17 protein-coding genes and 1 pseudogene are annotated in these 17,514 nt (G+C 66.9%); 12 read left to right on the forward strand and 6 right to left on the reverse strand.

All coding sequences use genetic code 11. From position 1 onward, the window contains the following. Positions 1-27: 27 nt before the first annotated feature. Complete coding sequence (locus tag AC5Y49_RS07390) at positions 28-2,481, forward strand: [protein-PII] uridylyltransferase (protein WP_499885420.1); 2,454 nt, start codon at positions 28-30, stop codon at positions 2,479-2,481. 234 nt (positions 2,482-2,715) lie between these two features. Continuing rightward, a complete protein-coding gene (locus AC5Y49_RS07395; protein ID WP_499885423.1) occupies positions 2,716-2,979 on the forward strand; it encodes a PE family protein in 264 nt (87 codons plus the stop codon). Between the two features lie 25 nt (positions 2,980-3,004). Here the strand turns inward: AC5Y49_RS07395 and AC5Y49_RS07400 are convergent, their stop codons facing one another. The 3 genes and pseudogenes from AC5Y49_RS07400 to AC5Y49_RS07410 form a co-directional block, all read right to left on the reverse strand. Next, a complete protein-coding gene (locus tag AC5Y49_RS07400) occupies positions 3,005-4,189 on the reverse strand; it encodes a PPE family protein (RefSeq protein WP_499885425.1) in 1,185 nt (394 codons plus the stop codon). A gap of 39 nt (positions 4,190-4,228) precedes the next feature. After that, positions 4,229-4,693 (reverse strand): PE/PPE C-terminal domain-containing protein, encoded by a 465-nt coding sequence (locus tag AC5Y49_RS07405; protein ID WP_499886307.1) that lies wholly within the window; start codon positions 4,691-4,693, stop codon positions 4,229-4,231. 120 nt (positions 4,694-4,813) lie between these two features. Next, positions 4,814-5,107 (reverse strand): annotated as a pseudogene (locus tag AC5Y49_RS07410) (PE family protein); the annotation flags it as partial. Between the two features lie 353 nt (positions 5,108-5,460). On the opposite strand from AC5Y49_RS07410, the gene ffh reads away from it, so the two are divergent. The 5 genes from ffh to AC5Y49_RS07435 all read left to right on the forward strand — a co-directional run bounded on the left by ffh (position 5,461) and on the right by AC5Y49_RS07435 (position 12,329). Next, positions 5,461-7,029: a signal recognition particle protein gene (ffh, locus tag AC5Y49_RS07415; RefSeq protein WP_499885426.1), complete on the forward strand. Its 1,569-nt coding sequence runs from the start codon at positions 5,461-5,463 to the stop codon at positions 7,027-7,029. A gap of 4 nt (positions 7,030-7,033) precedes the next feature. Next, positions 7,034-8,101, forward strand: a complete 1,068-nt coding sequence (locus AC5Y49_RS07420; RefSeq protein ID WP_499885427.1) for an amidohydrolase family protein — start codon at positions 7,034-7,036, stop codon at positions 8,099-8,101. Positions 8,102-8,137: 36 nt separating this feature from the next. Next, a complete protein-coding gene (locus AC5Y49_RS07425; protein ID WP_499885428.1) occupies positions 8,138-9,760 on the forward strand; it encodes a serine/threonine-protein kinase in 1,623 nt (540 codons plus the stop codon). 165 nt (positions 9,761-9,925) lie between these two features. Beyond that, positions 9,926-11,719, forward strand: coding sequence for an N-acyl-D-amino-acid deacylase family protein (locus AC5Y49_RS07430; RefSeq protein ID WP_499885432.1), 1,794 nt, complete (start codon positions 9,926-9,928; stop codon positions 11,717-11,719). Between the two features lies 1 nt (position 11,720). Beyond that, on the forward strand, positions 11,721-12,329 hold the full coding sequence (locus AC5Y49_RS07435; protein WP_499885436.1) for a TetR/AcrR family transcriptional regulator: 609 nt from the start codon (positions 11,721-11,723) through the stop codon (positions 12,327-12,329). Between the two features lie 7 nt (positions 12,330-12,336). Here the strand turns inward: AC5Y49_RS07435 and AC5Y49_RS07440 are convergent, their stop codons facing one another. Both AC5Y49_RS07440 and AC5Y49_RS07445 read right to left on the reverse strand, forming a co-directional pair. Continuing rightward, on the reverse strand, positions 12,337-12,735 hold the full coding sequence (locus AC5Y49_RS07440; RefSeq protein WP_499885440.1) for an STAS domain-containing protein: 399 nt from the start codon (positions 12,733-12,735) through the stop codon (positions 12,337-12,339). A 214-nt stretch (positions 12,736-12,949) separates the two neighbouring features. Beyond that, the gene (locus AC5Y49_RS07445; protein WP_499885442.1) at positions 12,950-13,822 is read right to left on the reverse strand and encodes a D-alanyl-D-alanine carboxypeptidase family protein; all 873 of its coding nucleotides are present in this window, start codon (positions 13,820-13,822) and stop codon (positions 12,950-12,952) included. A 46-nt stretch (positions 13,823-13,868) separates the two neighbouring features. Here AC5Y49_RS07445 and AC5Y49_RS07450 point away from each other — a divergent pair, with 46 nt between their 5' ends. From AC5Y49_RS07450 to trmD, 5 genes are all read left to right on the forward strand, one after another. Then, positions 13,869-14,288: a nuclear transport factor 2 family protein gene (locus AC5Y49_RS07450; protein WP_499885445.1), complete on the forward strand. Its 420-nt coding sequence runs from the start codon at positions 13,869-13,871 to the stop codon at positions 14,286-14,288. 127 nt (positions 14,289-14,415) lie between these two features. Beyond that, a complete protein-coding gene (rpsP, locus tag AC5Y49_RS07455) occupies positions 14,416-14,898 on the forward strand; it encodes a 30S ribosomal protein S16 (protein ID WP_499885448.1) in 483 nt (160 codons plus the stop codon). Between the two features lie 2 nt (positions 14,899-14,900). Then, complete coding sequence (locus tag AC5Y49_RS07460) at positions 14,901-15,143, forward strand: RNA-binding protein (protein ID WP_065015852.1); 243 nt, start codon at positions 14,901-14,903, stop codon at positions 15,141-15,143. A gap of 5 nt (positions 15,144-15,148) precedes the next feature. Continuing rightward, entirely contained in the window at positions 15,149-15,670 is a 522-nt protein-coding gene (gene rimM, locus AC5Y49_RS07465; RefSeq protein WP_499885453.1) for a ribosome maturation factor RimM, read from the forward strand. Between the two features lie 13 nt (positions 15,671-15,683). Then, a complete protein-coding gene (trmD, locus tag AC5Y49_RS07470; protein ID WP_499885457.1) occupies positions 15,684-16,361 on the forward strand; it encodes a tRNA (guanosine(37)-N1)-methyltransferase TrmD in 678 nt (225 codons plus the stop codon). A gap of 21 nt (positions 16,362-16,382) precedes the next feature. On the opposite strand, the gene AC5Y49_RS07475 is transcribed toward trmD, so the two are convergent. Continuing rightward, the gene (locus tag AC5Y49_RS07475) at positions 16,383-17,303 is read right to left on the reverse strand and encodes a serine hydrolase (RefSeq protein ID WP_499885461.1); all 921 of its coding nucleotides are present in this window, start codon (positions 17,301-17,303) and stop codon (positions 16,383-16,385) included. Positions 17,304-17,514: the final 211 nt, after the last annotated feature.

Below are 17,514 nucleotides of genomic sequence, written 5' to 3' on the forward strand. Positions count from 1 at the left end.
TGAATTTCTGCCCCCGGCCGGGCAGCAATGAAATCAGGCCGCCCGGGCCCGCCGGGGCCGGGTGAGTGGGAGACGGCGACAGGCGGAAGTAGCGGTGCGGCAACCGATTTAGTCGCGGCCCGGGAGCAGCTGCTCGTCGCCGCGCCGGACCAGCTGGATTCGCGGGCGCTGCGCAAAGCCTGGGGAGAGCTGCACGAGTCCTGGCTGGCCACGAAGGCGACCGAGATCGGTATCACCGCCGGCAGCGGGTTTGCCGTCGTCGCCACCGGTTCGCTGGGCCGTCGCGAGCTGCCGCCGTATTCCGACCTGGACCTGGTGCTCATGCACGACGACATGCCGGAAGGAATCATCGAGCAGATCGCTGAGTCCTTGTGGTATCCGCTGTGGAACGCCAACATTCGTCTCGACCACAGCGTGCGCACGGTCGCCGAGACACTGGAGGTCGCAGGTGCGGACATTTCCGCGGGCCTGGCGATGCTCGACATTCGCCACATCACCGGCGATCAGCGGTTGTCGACCCGGCTGATCGACGGCGTGCGCCACCAGTGGCGAACCGGAATACGTTCCCGCTTCGATGAACTCGTCGAGGTGACGCAATCACGGTGGCACCGCAGCGGCGAAATCGCGCACCGCGCCGAACCCGACCTGAAATGCGGCCGCGGCGGCCTACGTGACGTTCAACTGCTCGACGCGCTGGCCATCGCCCAGCTGGCCGACCGCCTCCCATCGGATAGTCCGACAGTCTCGCTGACCGGTGCATACCTCAACCTGCTCGACGTTCGCACCGAACTGCACCGGGTTTCGCGGCGCGGGCATGATCTGCTGCTGGCCCAGTACGCCGACGAGATCAGCGAGGTGCTGCACGTCGGCGACAGATACGACCTATCGCGCATGTTGTCCGACGCGGCCCGGACCATCAGCTACCGCGTCGACGCCGGGTTGCGGACCGCTGCCAATGCGTTGCCGCGCCACAAGATGTCGAGTGTGCGCCGACGGCTACGCCGACCGCTGGATGACGGCGTGGTCGAGCATGCCGGGGAAGTGGTGCTCGCCCGCCAAGCCCGGCCCGAACGTGATCCCGGTCTGGTGCTGCGGGCGGCGGCTGCATCGGCCGTCACCGGATTACCCATCGCGGCGTCCACGCTGAACCGGTTGGCCCATACTGCAGCGGAACTGCCCACGCCCTGGCCACGTGAGGCGTTGGACGACCTACTGGTTCTGCTGGCTGCGGGTCCCGCGGTGGTGGCGACGATCGAAGCGCTCGATCGCACCGGTTTGTGGGGCCGGCTATTCCCGGAATGGGCCGCAATCCGCGACCTGCCACCACGTGACGTCGCCCATGTCTGGACAGTGGACCGTCATCTGGTCGAAACTGTCGCGCGCGCAAGGATTTTCACGACCCGAGTGGCGCGACCCGACCTACTGGTGCTTGCCGCGCTGCTCCATGACCTCGGGAAGGGCCGAGGCGCCGATCACAGCGTTGTCGGTGCCCAGTTGGCCACTCAGATCGGTACCAGGCTGGGCATGTGGCCCTCCGACGTCGAGATGCTCTCGCGGCTGGTGTTGCATCACCTGCTGCTGTCGAAGATCGCCACCAGACACGACCTGAACGACCCGGAAGTCATTTCCACCGTCGCGGACGCCCTCGCCGGGGACCCGGTACTGCTCGACGTGCTGCACGCGCTCACCGAAGCCGACGCGCTGGCCACCGGCCCAGCAGTGTGGAGCGATTGGAAGGCATTGCTGGTCGGGGAGTTGGTGCGGGCCTGCCGGTTGGTGATGGCCGGTGAGCCGTTGCCGCAGCCTGACCCGATCGATCCTGACTATTTGTCGCTGGCAGCAGACCACGGAGTGCATGTCGAGATCCGAAGCGGCGGCGGTCGACGCACCTACCGGGTGACGATGATTGCCCCGGATCAGCGCGGCCTGTTGTCGAAAGCCGCTGGCGTGCTGGCATTGAACAGGCTGCGAGTCCATTCGGCCTCGGTGAACATTCATGACGGTTCGGCCATCAATGAGTTCGTGGTGTCGCCACACTTCGGAGCCCCACCGGCCACTGGCCTGCTGCGCCAGCAGTTCGTCAACGCGCTGGACGGCGACCTCGACGTCCTCGGCGTGCTGGTGCAGCGTGACGCCGATGCCCGGCCCATCCGCGGCGTGCCGACCGGAGTTCCTGCCGATCTGCCGACCGCCCCGCCACGCGTTTTGTGGTTCGACGGCCCGGGCAACCGGCTGACCGTCGAGATCCGCGCCACGGATCGCACCGGCTTGCTTGCGCAGGTGACCGGGGTGTTGGAGCGGGGCGGAGCGGACATCATCTGGGCGAAGGTCGCCACCCGGGGCTCGACGGTCGACGACACGTTCTGCGTCGCGCTGCCCACCGGGACGGCCGACCAAACCGCCTGCATGCAAGCGGCGATCGAGCGGGAATTGGTCGCGATGTTGCGCGGCGATACCGCCGAAATTCCACCGAGCACCTAATTCGGATCCGCCTGGCCGACGCTAATGCCCGGCCAGGCGCTTTGCCGAAGTGAAGGCCGCATTAACTTCGTCACGCTCATGACACATAGCGAGCCAAATTTAGTAAACCTTCCGAGCTGACCGTTAAAAGCCAGTTACCCGCCTATTCATTGATGGATGAATCCGCAAAACTATGAGTAGGAATGGGTAGCCAACACGCCTACTCGGCGTTGATAAGAAGGGGTCCATGACGTTATGACTACACAGCCCGAATCGTTGTCGGCAGCAGTCAGGAAGTTACAGGACACCGGCGTGGCGGTGGCTGCGCAGAACGCCGCCGTTGCCATTCCCACCAGCGCGGTACATCCGGCCGGCGCCGACGCAGTGTCGGCAGTGACCGCCGCACAATTCGCGCTGCACGGTGAGATGTACCAAGCGGTCAGCGCCCAGGCCAAAGCCATTCACGAGATGTTCACCAGCATCCTGGCCCAAGCGGACAACGCCGCCGTCGACAGCTAAAGGGTGTGTCGGTGTACCTGACTCGTCAGACGAAGACCGATTTGGGCATCACCGTGGGTTTGACGCCGTAGCGCGGGGCACCGAAGCCAAAGCCCCCGCGCCCGGCGGGGGCCGCCGACGGCATTCCGGCCGGCACGGTGGCCACCGCGCTTTCTTCCGCGGCGGCCGTCCACCCGGTGCCCGCCAGCGTCGCGGCACCGGTGCCGGCCGGGGTGGCCGCAGACCAACCCGCAGGCACCGACAACCCGCCGACCGAGGACGCCTGGCCCAGGCTCGCCAATATCGGCGCACCGCCCACGCCGACTGAGCCGGCTGGGCCTGCTGCGCCCGCGAGCATCGTGCCCAACCCCGCGCCCAGGCCCTCCGCACCGGCAGCTTCGGCGGCAACGGCCGCGGGCGCGCTGCCGGCCAGGGTATGTCCAAGTGATACCGCGTTCGGGATGGCGGCCATGACGAACCAGGCCGCCGTGTTGACCGCCCCGTTCGTGGCATTCGACACCAGCGGAATGCCCAGGAAGCTGTCGATCGAGCCCAGGAATCCGGTGGTCCCCGCCGTCGCCGCCATGGGCGTGGCCAGTTGTTGCACGGTGCTGGGCAAGGCGGTGACCAGCTGGGAGAGACCGGTTTGGGTGCTGGCGGTAGAGGCTTGGGTGACCGCCGCGGCTTGGGCCGCCAATCCGGCGGGGTTGGTGGTGGATGCCGGAGGGGTCAGCGGTTGCAGAATTCCGGCGCTGGCCGAGGCGGCGGCGTACCCGTACATGGCGGCGGCGTCTTGGGCCCACATCTCGGCGTAGAGGGCTTCGGTGGCTGCGATGGCCGCGGTGTTTTGGCCGAGGAAGTTGGTGGCAACCAGGACGGCCAGCTGAGCCCGGTTGGCCGCGATCACCGGCGGAGGCACGGTCATCGCAAAGGCGGCCTCGTAGGCCGCCGCTGAGGCCATGGCCTGGACAGCGGCATGTTCGGCGGCAGCGGCGGTGGTGTTCATCCAGGCCAGATAGGGAGCGGTCGCGGCGGCCATGGCCGCGGAGGCCGGGCCCAGCCATTCCTCGCCGGTCAGCATGGCGATCACCGACTCATACGACGCCGCGGTGGTGGCCAACTCGACACCGAGGCCGCTCCAGGATGCCGCGGCGGCCATCATCGGTGCGGGGCCCGGGCCGGCGTAGATGCGGGCGGAGTTGATCTCGGGGGGTAACGCGGCGAAATCCATGTTTGCGCTCGTTTCTGGGTTGGCGACGCGGAGTGGTTCCTAGACGACGGCAGGTTTGGGCATGACGGTCGGTTTGACGCCGTAGCGTGGTGCGCCAAAGCCGAAGCCATTCCGCCCGGCGCCGGCTGCCGATGGCACCCCGGCCGGCACCGTGCTCACCGGAGTGCTGTGCGGGGCAGCGCTGGTCCAGCCCGCACCGGTCAACGTCGGCGGGGTCGCGCCGGACACCGGGGCGGTCGCCCCAGCCCAACTGGGCGGCACCGAGAGCCGGCCGACCGAAGAGGCCTGACCCACCGCCGCCGACATCGGCGCCGCGATGCCGCCGGCACCCGCCGGCTGCGCCGAGCCGGCCAGGAGCGCCCCATCCACACCGCCCGCACCGACAGCGTCGGCGTCGGCAGCCAGCTCGGCGGGGGCATCGAACAGGCCGCCGCCGGCCATCCCGAGCAGGTTCGAGCAGGCAGAAGCCCAGTTTCCCCCGCCGATGTTGAAGATGTTGGCCATGTTGCTGGACAGGCCCCCGGGCCCCGTCCCACCGAGGATGTCGGTGAGCCACGACAACGGGTCCGACCCCGATGACCCCGAAATCCCGCCGAGGAGTCCGGATACTCCCGACGAAGATGCGGCCGCGACCGAGTTGGCGGTCTCGGTCTCGCCATACGAACCCGCGCTGATCCCCAGCGTGTGCACGAACATCTCGTGAATCGCCGTGGCTTGGGCGCTGACTTGTTGGTACAGGGTGCCGTAGGCGGCGAACTGAGTCGCCTGCAACGCCGACACCTGGTCAGCGGCTGCCGGGACCACGCCCGTGGTCGGCGCTGCCGCCGCCGCATTCTGCGCGGCCATGGCCGAGCCGATTCCCTGCAACGTGCCTGCCGCGGCGGCCAATGCTTCGGGATGTGTAGTCAGAAAAGACATGGAGTTCTCCTCATAATGCGCGCCATCCGAAAATGGGTGGCCGACTGTTGGCGCTCGACCCATTGCACGTGCATGAGGTTTCCGCAGATTGGCCCGAAAGAATGGTGCGGTAACGGTCTTTTAACAGCTATGCCCGGAAGCTTAACGAAATAGGATGGCCTGTGAGGATTCGGCAATTGCCCTTTAAAGGGCGCGACTCCGAACAGTAACCGTTAGATTTCTTTAACTCCTCAGTTACATTTTTGCGAAGGCAATAATTGTTGGGTTTTGCTCCAGCAGTGCCAGCCCACGTCCGATGCCTGCCGCCATCCCGGCAGCATCGTCGCCCGGCGGCGTCCGGCTAGCATGGCGACGTGTTTGAATCGCTGTCCGACCGCCTCACCGGTGCACTGCAGGGACTGCGCGGCAAGGGCCGGCTGACCGACGCCGACATCGACGCCACCACCCGCGAGATCCGGCTGGCGCTGCTGGAAGCCGACGTGTCGCTGCCGGTGGTGCGCGGTTTCGTCAACCGAATCAAAGACCGCGCCAAGGGCGCCGAGGTCTCCGCGGCGCTCAACCCTGCGCAGCAGGTCGTCAAGATCGTCAACGAAGAACTCATCGGCATCCTGGGTGGCCAGACCCGCCAATTGGCCTTCGCCAAGACCCCGCCGACCGTGGTGATGCTGGCCGGCCTGCAAGGCTCCGGTAAGACGACACTCGCCGGAAAGCTCGCCGCGTGGCTGCGCGGCCAGGGCCACACCCCGCTGCTGGTGGCCTGCGATCTGCAGCGGCCGGGCGCCGTCAACCAGTTGCGCATCGTCGGCGAACGGGCCGGCGTCGCGGTGTTCGCCCCGCATCCGGGCACCTCCGTTGAAGCGGACCCGACGCAGCAGGCCGGCCCCGGCGATCCGGTCGCCGTGGCCGCGGCCGGGCTTACTGAGGCGCAGACCAAGCATTTCGACGTCGTCATCGTCGACACCGCAGGGCGGCTGGGCATCGACGACGAGCTGATGACCCAGGCCGCCGCCATCCGCGCGGCCATCGATCCCGACGAGGTGCTGTTCGTTCTCGACGCGATGATCGGCCAGGACGCCGTCACCACCGCGGAGGCGTTTCGCGAGGGCGTCGGTTTCACCGGCGTGGTGCTGACCAAGCTGGATGGCGACGCTCGCGGTGGTGCCGCGCTGTCGGTTCGCGAAGTAACCGGTGTGCCAATTCTTTTCGCGTCCACCGGCGAGAAGCTGGAGGACTTCGACGTCTTCCATCCCGACCGGATGTCGAGCCGCATCCTGGGCATGGGCGACGTGCTGAGCCTGATCGAACAGGCCGAGCAGGTCTTCGATGCGCAACAGGCCGAGGCCGCCGCGGTCAAGATCGGGTCCGGCGAGCTGACGTTGGAGGATTTCCTCGAACAGATGCTGGCGATCCGCAAAATGGGTCCGATCGGCAACTTGTTGGGCATGCTGCCCGGCGCCGGCCAGATGAAGGACGCGCTGGCCGCCGTCGACGACAAACAACTTGACCGGCTGCAGGCCATCATCCGGGGGATGACGCCACAGGAGCGGGCCGATCCGAAGATCATCAACGCGTCGCGTCGGCTGCGCATCGCCAACGGGTCCGGGGTGGCGGTGTCAGACGTCAACCAGCTCGTCGACCGCTTCTTCGAGGCCCGCAAGATGATGTCGTCGATGGTGGGCTCGATGGGAATCCCCGGCCTTGGCCGTAAGTCATCGTCCCGAAAGAGTAAGGGTGGCAAGGGGAAAAAGAACAAAAAGCGCGGACCGACGCCACCCAAGGCGCGGAGCCCCTTCGGGCCCGGGATGCCGGCGATGCCCGCCGGTTTCCCCGACCTGTCCCAGATGCCGGAGGGCCTCGACGAATTGCCGCCCGGGTTGGCCGATTTCGACTTGTCCAAGCTGAAGTTCCCGGGCAAGAAGTAACCGCATGGGGCTCCATGTGCGCGGCCGCGGGTTACCCGACGGCGAACCGGTGCAGTGGTGGATCGCCGACGGAAAGCTCAGCGCCGAGCCGGTGCCCGACGCTGACACCGTTTTCGACGACGGCTGGATCATCCCGGGGCTCGTCGACGCGCACTGCCACCTCGGCATAGGTCCCGACGGGCCGGTCGGAATTGACGAGGCCATTCGGTACGCGGAGACCGAGCGCCGCGTCGGGGTGCTGCTCCTACGTGACCCCGGGGTGCCGATCGACACCCGGGGCCTCGACGACCGTGACGACCTGCCCCGCATCATCCGCGCCGGGCGTCATCTGGCCCGGCCCAAGCGCTATATCGCAGGCTTGCCGATCGACATCGAAGACGAAGCACAGCTTCCCGCAGCGGTGGCCGAACAGGCCCGGCACGGCGACGGCTGGGTCAAGTTGATCGGCGACTGGATCGACCGCGCGGTGGGCGATTTGGCGCCGTTGTGGTCCGACGACGTACTCAAGGCGGCGATCGACACCGCGCATGCCCACGGCGCGCGGGTGACCGCCCATGTTTTCGGGGAAGACGCCCTGCCGGGACTGATCAACGCCGGCATCGACTGCATCGAGCACGGCACCGGGCTCACCGACGACACCGTCGAGTTGATGCTCGAACACCACACCGCGCTGGTGCCGACGCTGATCAACGTCGAGAACTTCCCCGGTATCGCCGATTCCGCCGGGAAGTACCCGGCCTATGCCGCTCATATGCGAGACCTCTACGCAAAGAGCAAGCAGCGACTGTCCGCCGCGCGCGAGGCCGGCGTACCCATCTACGCCGGCAGCGACGCAGGAGGCATGGTCAGCCACGGCCGGATCGCCGACGAGGTCGACGCGCTCACCGGCATCGGGATGACTGCCACCGAGGCGCTCGGCGCTGCCTGCTGGGACGCCCGGCGTTGGTTGGGGCGGCCGGGCCTGGAGCACGGCGCATCCGCAGACCTGTTGTGCTACCGCGACGATCCCCGGGGCGGCGCAGCCGTGCTGAGCCAGCCGGACGTGGTGATCCTGCGCGGACGGGTGTCCTGACCGGCGCATCCGGCGACGGCCCGTTAGCATCGAAGGATGTCGTTGGCCACCGGCGCGACGTTTGCTGGATACACCATCCAGAAAATCCTGGGCTTCGGTGGGATGGGCGAGGTCTACCTGGCTCGGCACTCCACGCTGTCGCGGGAGTTCGCCTTGAAGGTGCTGCCTGCGGCAGCGTCGGCCGACGACGGGTTGCGCCAGCGGTTCACCGCCGAGACGTCGGCGGTGACGACGCTGTATCACCCGAACATCGTCGAGGTGGCCGACCGCGGTGACTATGACGGCCACCTGTGGGTCGCGATGGACTACGTCAACGGCATCACCGCGGCGCAGCTCGTCGCTGACCAGTACCCGGCCGGCATGCCGGCCGGTGAAGCCCTTGCCGTCGTCGCCGCCGCGGCCGGCGCACTCGACTACGCCCACCGACGGGGAATCCTGCACCGCGGTGTCAAACCCACCAACATCGTGCTCACCGATCCGCAGGACGGTGAACAACGGATCCTGTTGACCGACTTCGGACTAGCCCGATATTCGGGGCAGCAGCGCGAAACGGCCGCCTATGCCGCGCCAGAACAGCTGACTGGCGCGCCGATCGACGGGCGCGCCGATCAGTACGGCTTGGCGGCAACCGCCTATTACCTGTTCACCGGTGGCCCGCCGCAGCATTCCGGCTTCGCGCCGTCGAAGCTCAGTGACCGGCGCCCCGAGCTGGCGCGGCTCGACGAGATACTGGCCACCGCTATGGCCAACAATCCTGCCGACCGGTTCGGTCGCTGCAGCGAGTTCGCCGCGGCCCTCTCCGAGCGGGCCGGCGGATGGATGGGCGATCGCAGCCCCGAAGCCTTCTTCACCGTCGTCGACTATCCCGACGACCCGGAGCCCGAGACAGCCGCTGCAACTGCGCCGGTACCGGCGAAGCGCACCCGGCGCTGGACTTTGCTGGGATCCGCGGCCGGCGCGGCGCTACTGCTCTTACTCACCGGTCTGCTGGCCGGCATCATGATCGGCCGAAAGCACGACGCGTCGCCCGCACAGGCGGACGGCCCCTCGATGCCGCAGGCTCCGGCGGCCCTCCCGACGAGCAGCGCCCCCGCGCAACCTCCGGCGCGCCAACAGCTCGATGGCACCTATCAGGTAGACGTCAACCGCGCCCAGCAGACGTTCAACGACCTCCCGGATCCGCAACCGCCCAACGTGACGACATGGTGGGCATTTCACTCGTCGTGCACGCCGGCCGGTTGTGTTGCCACCGGGATCCAACTCGACGACCAGGACCACCAAAACCCACACCGAACCGCCGGGCTTCGGCCACTTGTCTTCGATTTTCGCGACGGCGCCTGGCAGTCACGCCCGGAAACGCTGCAGTTCCCCTGCGTAGGACCCACCGGGGCGGCGGACAAGCAGACCATGACCCAGGTGTTGTCACTTGAGCCGCAGACTCACGGCCCGTTGCGCGGCGTGATGACGGTGACGGTCCAAACCGATGAATGCGGCCAGCAGGGCGGCCAAATCGTGATTCCGGCGGTGGCCGGACGGCTGGGGCCGGTCGCGCCTGGGGTCACGGTGCCCGGCGTCCCACCGGTCGCGGAATCTCCGGCGTCGAGTACGTCGAGCCCGCCCACGTCGTCCAGCCAAACCCCGGCCAAGCCGGGCGGCTGAAATTCCAACGCTCAAAAGATTGTGAGTGCTTACTATCTATGTTAGCGTGGGCGAAAGCGATGAGGAGGAGTGGCGCTATGACTCGCGCCGGCGACGATGCAGAGCGAAAGCGATGAGGAGGAGCGGCGCTATGACTCGCGCCGGCGACGATGCAGAGCGAAAGCGATGAGGAGGAGCGGCGCTATGACCTACGACGTGATCGTGCGCGACGGCTTGTGGTTCGACGGCGCCGGCAACGCGCCACAAATCCGCACGCTGGGCATTCGCGACGGCGTCGTGGCGACGGTGTCGGCCGGCGCGCTCGACGAGACCGGATGCCCCGAGGTGATCGACGCCGCGGGCAAATGGGTCGTCCCCGGTTTCATCGACGTGCACACGCACTACGACGCCGAGGTGCTGCTGGACCCCGGATTGCGGGAATCGGTGCGACACGGTGTCACCACGGTGCTGTTGGGGAACTGCTCGCTGTCGACGGTCTACGCCGACTCCGCTGACGCCGCCGACTTGTTCGCCCGGGTCGAGGCGGTGCCCCGCGAATTTGTGCTCGGCGCACTGGAAGACAGCAAGACCTGGTCCGGGCCCGCCGACTACGTCCGGGCACTGGAGGCACTGCCGCTGGGGCCGAATGTGGGCTCGCTGCTGGGACATTCGGATCTGCGGACAGCGGTGCTGGGGCTGGACCGCGCCACCGACGACACCACCAAGCCGACCGACGCCGAACTCGGCCGAATGGCGGGCATGCTCGACGAGGCGCTCGACGCCGGCCTGCTCGGCATGTCCGGGATGGACGCGGCAATCGACAAGCTCGACGGTGATCGCTACCGGTCGCGGGCCTTGCCGTCGACGCTCGCGACCTGGCGGGAGCGCCGAAAGCTGATCAATGTCCTGCGCAAGCGCGGCCGGATTCTGCAAAGCGCTCCCGACGTCGCCAATCCGCTGTCGGGACTGCTGTTCTTTTTGTCCAGTAGCCGATTGTTCGGGCGCGGCAAGGGAGTTCGGATGAGCTTGCTGGTGTCGACCGACGCCAAGTCGATGCCGGGAGCGGCCACCGTCTTCGGCCCGATCATCCGGCTGCTCAACACCGTTCTCGGTGCCAGTGTGCGGTTCCAACATCTTCCGGTGCCCTTCGAGTTGTATTCCGACGGCATCGATCTGCCGGTTTTCGAAGAGTTTGGTGCCGGGACTGCGGCGCTACATCTCCGCGATCAACTGGAGCGCAATGCGCTGCTGAAGGACACCGACTACCGTCGCAGCTTCCGGCGCGAATTCGACCGCCGCAAGCTTGGGCCGACGTTGTGGCACCGCGACTTTCACGAAGCGGTGATCGTCGAATGCCCCGACAACGCGTTGGTCGGCAAGAGCTTCGGGCAGATCGCCGACGAGCGCGGGCTGCACCCGCTCGATGCATTCCTCGACGTCCTCGTCGACAACGGCGAGCGCAATGTCCGGTGGACCACCATCGTCGCCAACCACCGGCCCAAGCAGCTCAACAAGCTGGCCGCCGATCCCAGCATCCACATGGGGTTCTCCGATGCCGGCGCACATCTGCGCAACATGGCGTTCTACAACTACGGTGTGCGACTGCTCAAGCGCACGCTGGACGCCAAGCAGGCGGGGGCGCCGTTCCTCACCCTCGAACATGCCGTACACCGGCTGACCGCCGAGGTCGCCGACTGGTTCGGTCTGGACGCCGGCACGCTGCGGCAAGGTGACCGTGCCGACTTCGCGGTGATCGATCCGGCCGGTCTCGACGAATCGGTGGACGGCTACTACGAGGAGAAGGTGCCGTTCTACGGCAATCTGAGCCGGATGGTGAATCGCAACGACGCCGCCGTCGTCGCTACCGGGGTCGGCGGTGAGATTGTGTTCCGCAACGGCCGCTTCCGCGACGGCTACGGCACGACGGTGAAATCCGGGCGTTTCCTGCGTGCGGGCACCCGTCAGCTACAGCAGGCGTGAGATGGCCCGCACCCAACAGCAGCGCCGCGAGGAGACGGTCGCGCGGCTGCTCGACGCCAGCATCGCGACGATCACCGAAGTCGGCTACGCCCGCGCCTCGGCCGCGGTAATCACCAAGCGCGCCAACGTGTCTGTGGGCGCGCTGTTTAGGCACTTCGACACCATGGGCGATTTCATGGCGGCCACCGCCTACGAAGTGATGCGCCGCCAGCTCGACGAGTTCAGCAAAAAGGTCGCCGAAATACCTTCCAACAAGCCGGTTCTGGAGGCCGCGTTGGCGATCCTGCGCGATCTCACGGCAAATTCCACGAATACCGTGATGTACGAACTCATGGTGGCCGCACGCACCGACGAGAAACTCAAAGCCACGTTGCAAAACGTCCTGGCGCAATATGGGGCCAAGATCCACGAGGCGGCGAAGGCACTGCCCGGCGCCGATGACATCCCCGACGATGTCTTTCCGGCTTTGGTGGCGGTGCTGACCAATACCTTCGACGGAGCGGCCCTGGTGCGCGCGGTGTTGCCGCAACCAGAGATCGAAGCTCAACGGATCGCGCTATTGGCGTCACTGTTGAGCGGAATGTACGTCGCCGACGCCGCAGCGGGCTAAAGCGCAGCTATATCCCGGACAGCCTGCTCAGCGCATCGTCCAGGGTGCGGCACAGCGACATGATCTCGTTGAGGCCCAACAGGGTGAGCGGCCGATGGGTGGCCGGGCCGTCGGCGACGACGGCGAAGCGGTCCGTGTCGCCGATGTTTTCGTGGGCGGTGATGATGACACTGATCCCCGCCGACCCGAGGAACTCCACCCGGGAGAGGTCGACAACCAAACCGGCCGGGCTTTTCGCCAGCGCGGCATCGAGCGCTTCGGTCAACCAGGGCGCGCTGAGCATGTCCACGCTGCCGCTCACCGAGACCACAGCCAACTGTTCAACCCAGTGCTCGTCGACGTTGAAGTCGTTTTTGCCGGGCTGCGGTGTGGAACCCGGTGGAGCCTGCTGGTGTTCGGCCATCATTTTCCTCGTTCCTTGCACGCGTCTGCGCGGCATGCTCGCGGCGCCGGCATGTTCGGCCTGGGCTGTGGCCTCAACCCGATAACCAGCGCCGACGGCTGCCGACGCTCACCGCACACCCCACTTCGCGGACGACAAGATGCCACGGCATCAGAAGACTAGCCCACAAAGCTGCAATCCACAGGGGAGGGGATAGCGTTTCGGAGCGCCGCTGCACTCAGAGGGCGCCGATGCCCGACTGGGGGCCCAGCGCGAAGCCCCAGTCGAGCAGGCTCGCGGCCTGATCCCAATAGGACGGGCCGCCCTCGCGGACCAGTCCGTACATCATCGCGATCACCAACCGGCGGCCGTCGCGCGCGGCGGCGCCGACGAACGTCTTGCGGGCGGCGTCGGTAAAGCCGGTCTTGCCGCCGATCGCGCCCGGATACCGGTAGAGCAACTCGTCCTGGTTGACGATCTGATGTTCGCCGTTATCAGCGGGGAACATCGCTGACGGCTGAGCAGTGATCTGCGCGAACACCGGGTTGGCCAGCGCTGCGCGGAAGATAACCGCCAGGTCGTGCGCGGTCGAGGCGCCCGAACCGCCCGGCCCGTCCAGTCCGGAGGGGGTCGCCGCATGGGTGCTGGTCGCGCCCAGGGCGCCGGCCATGGCGTTCATCTTGGCCACCGCGGTCTGATGGCCGCCCAGCATCCGCGCCAGCGTGTTCGCGGCGTCATTGCCCGACACCAGCAGCAGACCGTCCAGCAGCTGGCGTGCGGTGTAGGTGCGGCCGGCTTTGACGCCGACGCAGTTGCACTCGACGTGGGTGTCGGTTTCGTCGGCGACCACGGTGGAATCCAGGCTCAGCTCGTCGAGGGCGACCAGCGCCAGCAACACTTTGATGGTGCTGGCCGGCGGGTGCCCGACGTTCTCGTCGCGCGCGGCCAGCACCCGGCCGGAATCCAGGTCAGCGACGATCCACGTCTGTGCCGGTCCATCCGGGATGGGCACCGAGCCGACGGGTTGCACGCTGGTATCAGCCCACACCGTCGCGGTGGATGCGCTGAGCGCGGTGAGGACGGCCGCGATCGCGGCGACAAGCCTGCGCATGGGCGGTCAGCCTAACGTCGGGTCGCCATCGTGTTCAATCAATCCCATGTTGAGCCAGGCGGAAATCTCCGACCGATTGGAGATCCAGCGGTTGTTGGTTGATTACTCGAGCGCCATCGATACCCGTCGATTCGACGATCTCGACGATGTGTTCACCAGCGATGCATATATCGACTACAGCGCCTTTGATGGGATCGTCGGGCACTATCCGGAGGTAAAGGCCTGGCTGGCGGAGGTGCTGCCGAATTTCGCCAACTACGCCCACATGCTGGGCCTGCCGTCGATCAGGGTCGACGGTGACTCCGCGAGCGCGCGGACCTTCTGCTTCAACCCGATGGTGTTCGGTGGTGAGACGCCTAGCACCATGCTGCTGGGCCTGTGGTACGACGACGAGTTCGTCCGCACCCCGGCGGGCTGGCGGATGAGTCGCCGTGTCGAGACCAAGTGCTTCGACCGGCGCCCCTGACGGATTTCCACTCAACGTCGGCGTTCTGGCACAATGAGCGGCTGCACACGCGAGGCAAAACCGGATCCCGGCATCCTGCCCGGATCGCTGAATTGCAGCGTGACACGCATAGGAGAAGTCGCTAACCATGGCTGTGAAGATCAAGCTCACTCGGCTTGGCAAGATCCGCAATCCCCAGTACCGCATCTCTGTCGCCGACGCGCGCACCCGTCGCGACGGCCGCGCGATCGAGGTCATCGGCCGTTATCACCCCAAGGAAGAGCCGAGCCTCATCGAGATCGACTCCGAGCGCGCCCAGTACTGGCTCTCGGTCGGTGCTCAGCCGACCGAACCCGTGCTCAAGCTGCTGAAGATCACCGGTGACTGGCAGAAGTTCAAAGGGCTGCCCGGCGCCGAGGGCCGGTTGAAGGTCGCCGAAGCCAAGCCAAGCAAGCTGGAGTTGTTCAACGCCGCGCTGGCCGCCGCCGAGGGTGCGCCAAGCACCGAGGCCGCGACGCCCAAGAAGAAGAAGGCTCCGACCAAGAAGGCCGACAAGCCGGCCGATAAAGCCGACGAATCCGAGTCGGCCGCCGAGCAATCCGAGCCGGCCGAGCCGGCCGCTGAAAGCTGATCATGGCCACTGTGGTCGTTGACGCCGTCGAGCATCTGGTCCGTGGGATCGTCGACAACCCCGACGATGTTCGGGTCGACATGGTCACCAACCGGCGTGGCAGGACCGTGGAAGTGCACGTTCACCCCGACGACCTCGGCAAGGTGATCGGCCGCGGCGGACGCACCGCGACTGCGTTGCGCACGTTGGTGGCCGGAATCGGCGGTCGTGGTATCCGCGTCGACGTGGTGGACACCGACCAGTAGCCCCGATGGAGCTGCTGGTCGGGCGGGTGGCGAAAGCGCACGGCATCACCGGCGAGGTCGTCGTCGAGGTCCGCACCGACGATCCCGAGACCCGGTTCGCGCCGGGAGCGGTCTTGCGCGCCAAGGCATCTGACGGCGGCGAGCGCAGCTATGTCGTCGACACCGCCCGCGCGCACGGCGGGCGGCTGCTGGTTCGATTGGTCGGCGTGCGCGACCGCGACGCCGCCGATGCGCTGCGCGGCACTCAGTTCCTCGTCGACTCGCAGGACCTGCCGCCCATCGACGAGCCGGATACCTATTACGACCACCAGTTGGAAGGACTTCGGGTGCGCACGATCACCGGACAGGACATCGGCACTGTCACCGAGGTACTGCACACCGCCGCCGGTGAGTTGCTGGCGGTCCGCCGCGACGACGCGGGCGAGTTGCTGGTGCCGTTCGTCGGCGCGATCGTCACCTCGGTATCGCTGGACTCTCACACCATCGAGATCGATCCGCCCGAGGGACTGCTGGAATTGGGGCAGTGAGGGCCGCATCGACATGAAAATCGACGTCGTGACGATCTTCCCAAGTTACCTGGATCCGCTGCGACAATCGTTGCCGGGCAAGGCAATCGAGTCGGGTCTGGTGCAGCTCAGTGTGCACGACCTGCGGCGCTGGACCCACGACGTACACCGCTCGGTGGACGACACGCCCTACGGCGGCGGCCCGGGAATGGTGATGCGGGCGCCGATCTGGGGTGAAGCACTGGACGAAATCTGCTCGGAGGACACCCTTCTCGTCGTTCCGACGCCGGCCGGCGCGCCGTTCCGGCAGGAGACCGCCCGACGGTGGAGCAGCGAGGCGCATCTGGTGTTCGCGTGCGGACGCTATGAGGGCATCGACCAACGGGTCGTCGACGACGCCGCCCGACGAATGCGGACCGAAGAGGTTTCGATCGGCGACTATGTGTTGCCCGGTGGCGAGTCGGCGGCGCTGGTGATGATTGAGGCGCTCATCCGGCTGCTGCCGGATGTGATCGGCAATCCGCAGTCGGTTCACGATGATTCGCATGCCGATGGCCTGCTGGAGGGCCCGTCGTATACCAGGCCGCCGACGTGGCGCGGACTCGACGTGCCCGAGGTGTTGCTGTCCGGCGACCACGCGCGCATCGCCGAATGGCGGCGGGCGGCCGCGCTGCAGCGCACCCGGGAGCGTCGGCCGGACTTACTGCAGTAGTGGCGCCGCGCTGATGCGGGCTCAGATCCGGCCGGTCGGGAACATGGTCTTGACCGCTTGGGTGATCGTGGCCCGCGCGGTGGCCTCATCGGACGGCTGCAGCGACTCGATCACCATGATGTAGCGCCGATCCGCGCCGATAACGCCGGTCGACAAGTGCATCCAATCACTGCCGATGCAGCACATCCACCCCTGTTTGACGGCAACCGGTTCGGCGTACAAGCCGTCCGGGATACCGAACCGTTGCGGGTAGCCGTCGATACCGATCGGGGTGGACCGGGCCAGGTTCGCCACGATGATGTCGGCCTGCGCCGTCGGCAGGCCGCCGGACCCGCTGAGCAGCATGTCGTAATAGCGGATCAGGTCGGATGCCGAACTCATGGTGTCCCACCAGCGTCCGTCGCCGGGTGGTGTCGTGGCGGTCAACCCGTACCGCTCGACGACCTCGGCGATGATCGCCTGGCCGCCGCGCTGATTCCAGAAATTCTCGGCGGCGTTGTCGTCCGAGGAGCGCAGCATGATCTCGAGCGCCTGCCGGTCCTCCGGCGACAGCTGGGTCTTGCCCTGGGATTCGGCCAGCAGCAGGTCGTCGGCGATGAACAGTTTGGCCACTGACGCGATGCCGATCAGCGTGTCCCTGCCGTTGGAGAACATCCGGTTGGTGTTGCGGTCGAAGAGCGCCACCGAGATCGTCGCGCCGTCCGCGGCGGCTTCGTCGGTGGCTTGCTGGATGCGCCTTTGCAGCCCGCCCAACGCCGCGGCGGACTCAGCGAACCCCGATTCGGGCGGGATCAATGCAGCCACCAGCGGCGCTACCCGGCTCGTCCGGTGTTCGGCCGGCCTGACGGTGGACGCGCCGTACACCTTGGCCTCGCAGCCGGCCACCAACACCGTCAGCGCCGCTGTTACGGCAATGAGCAGCATCGGGGCCCGCGCTCGCATGCGTCTCCTTGAAAGAGTTGCCAAGAAACACCTGAACTGAGGGGTGCCACCAGCCGCCCGGCTGCTGTCGTGGTCAGGCCCCTTAATGTGTACCACTCGGCCGCCCGTCCGGATGGCAGGCCTGACCGGTGATTTTGCCTGATTTCACTGCGTGCGCGCGATCTGGCACAATTGACCAGTTGTCTCCAGCGGTTGCCGGGCGGCCGGGCTG

The sequence above is a fragment of the Mycobacterium sp. NGS62 genome (assembly GCF_059812285.1).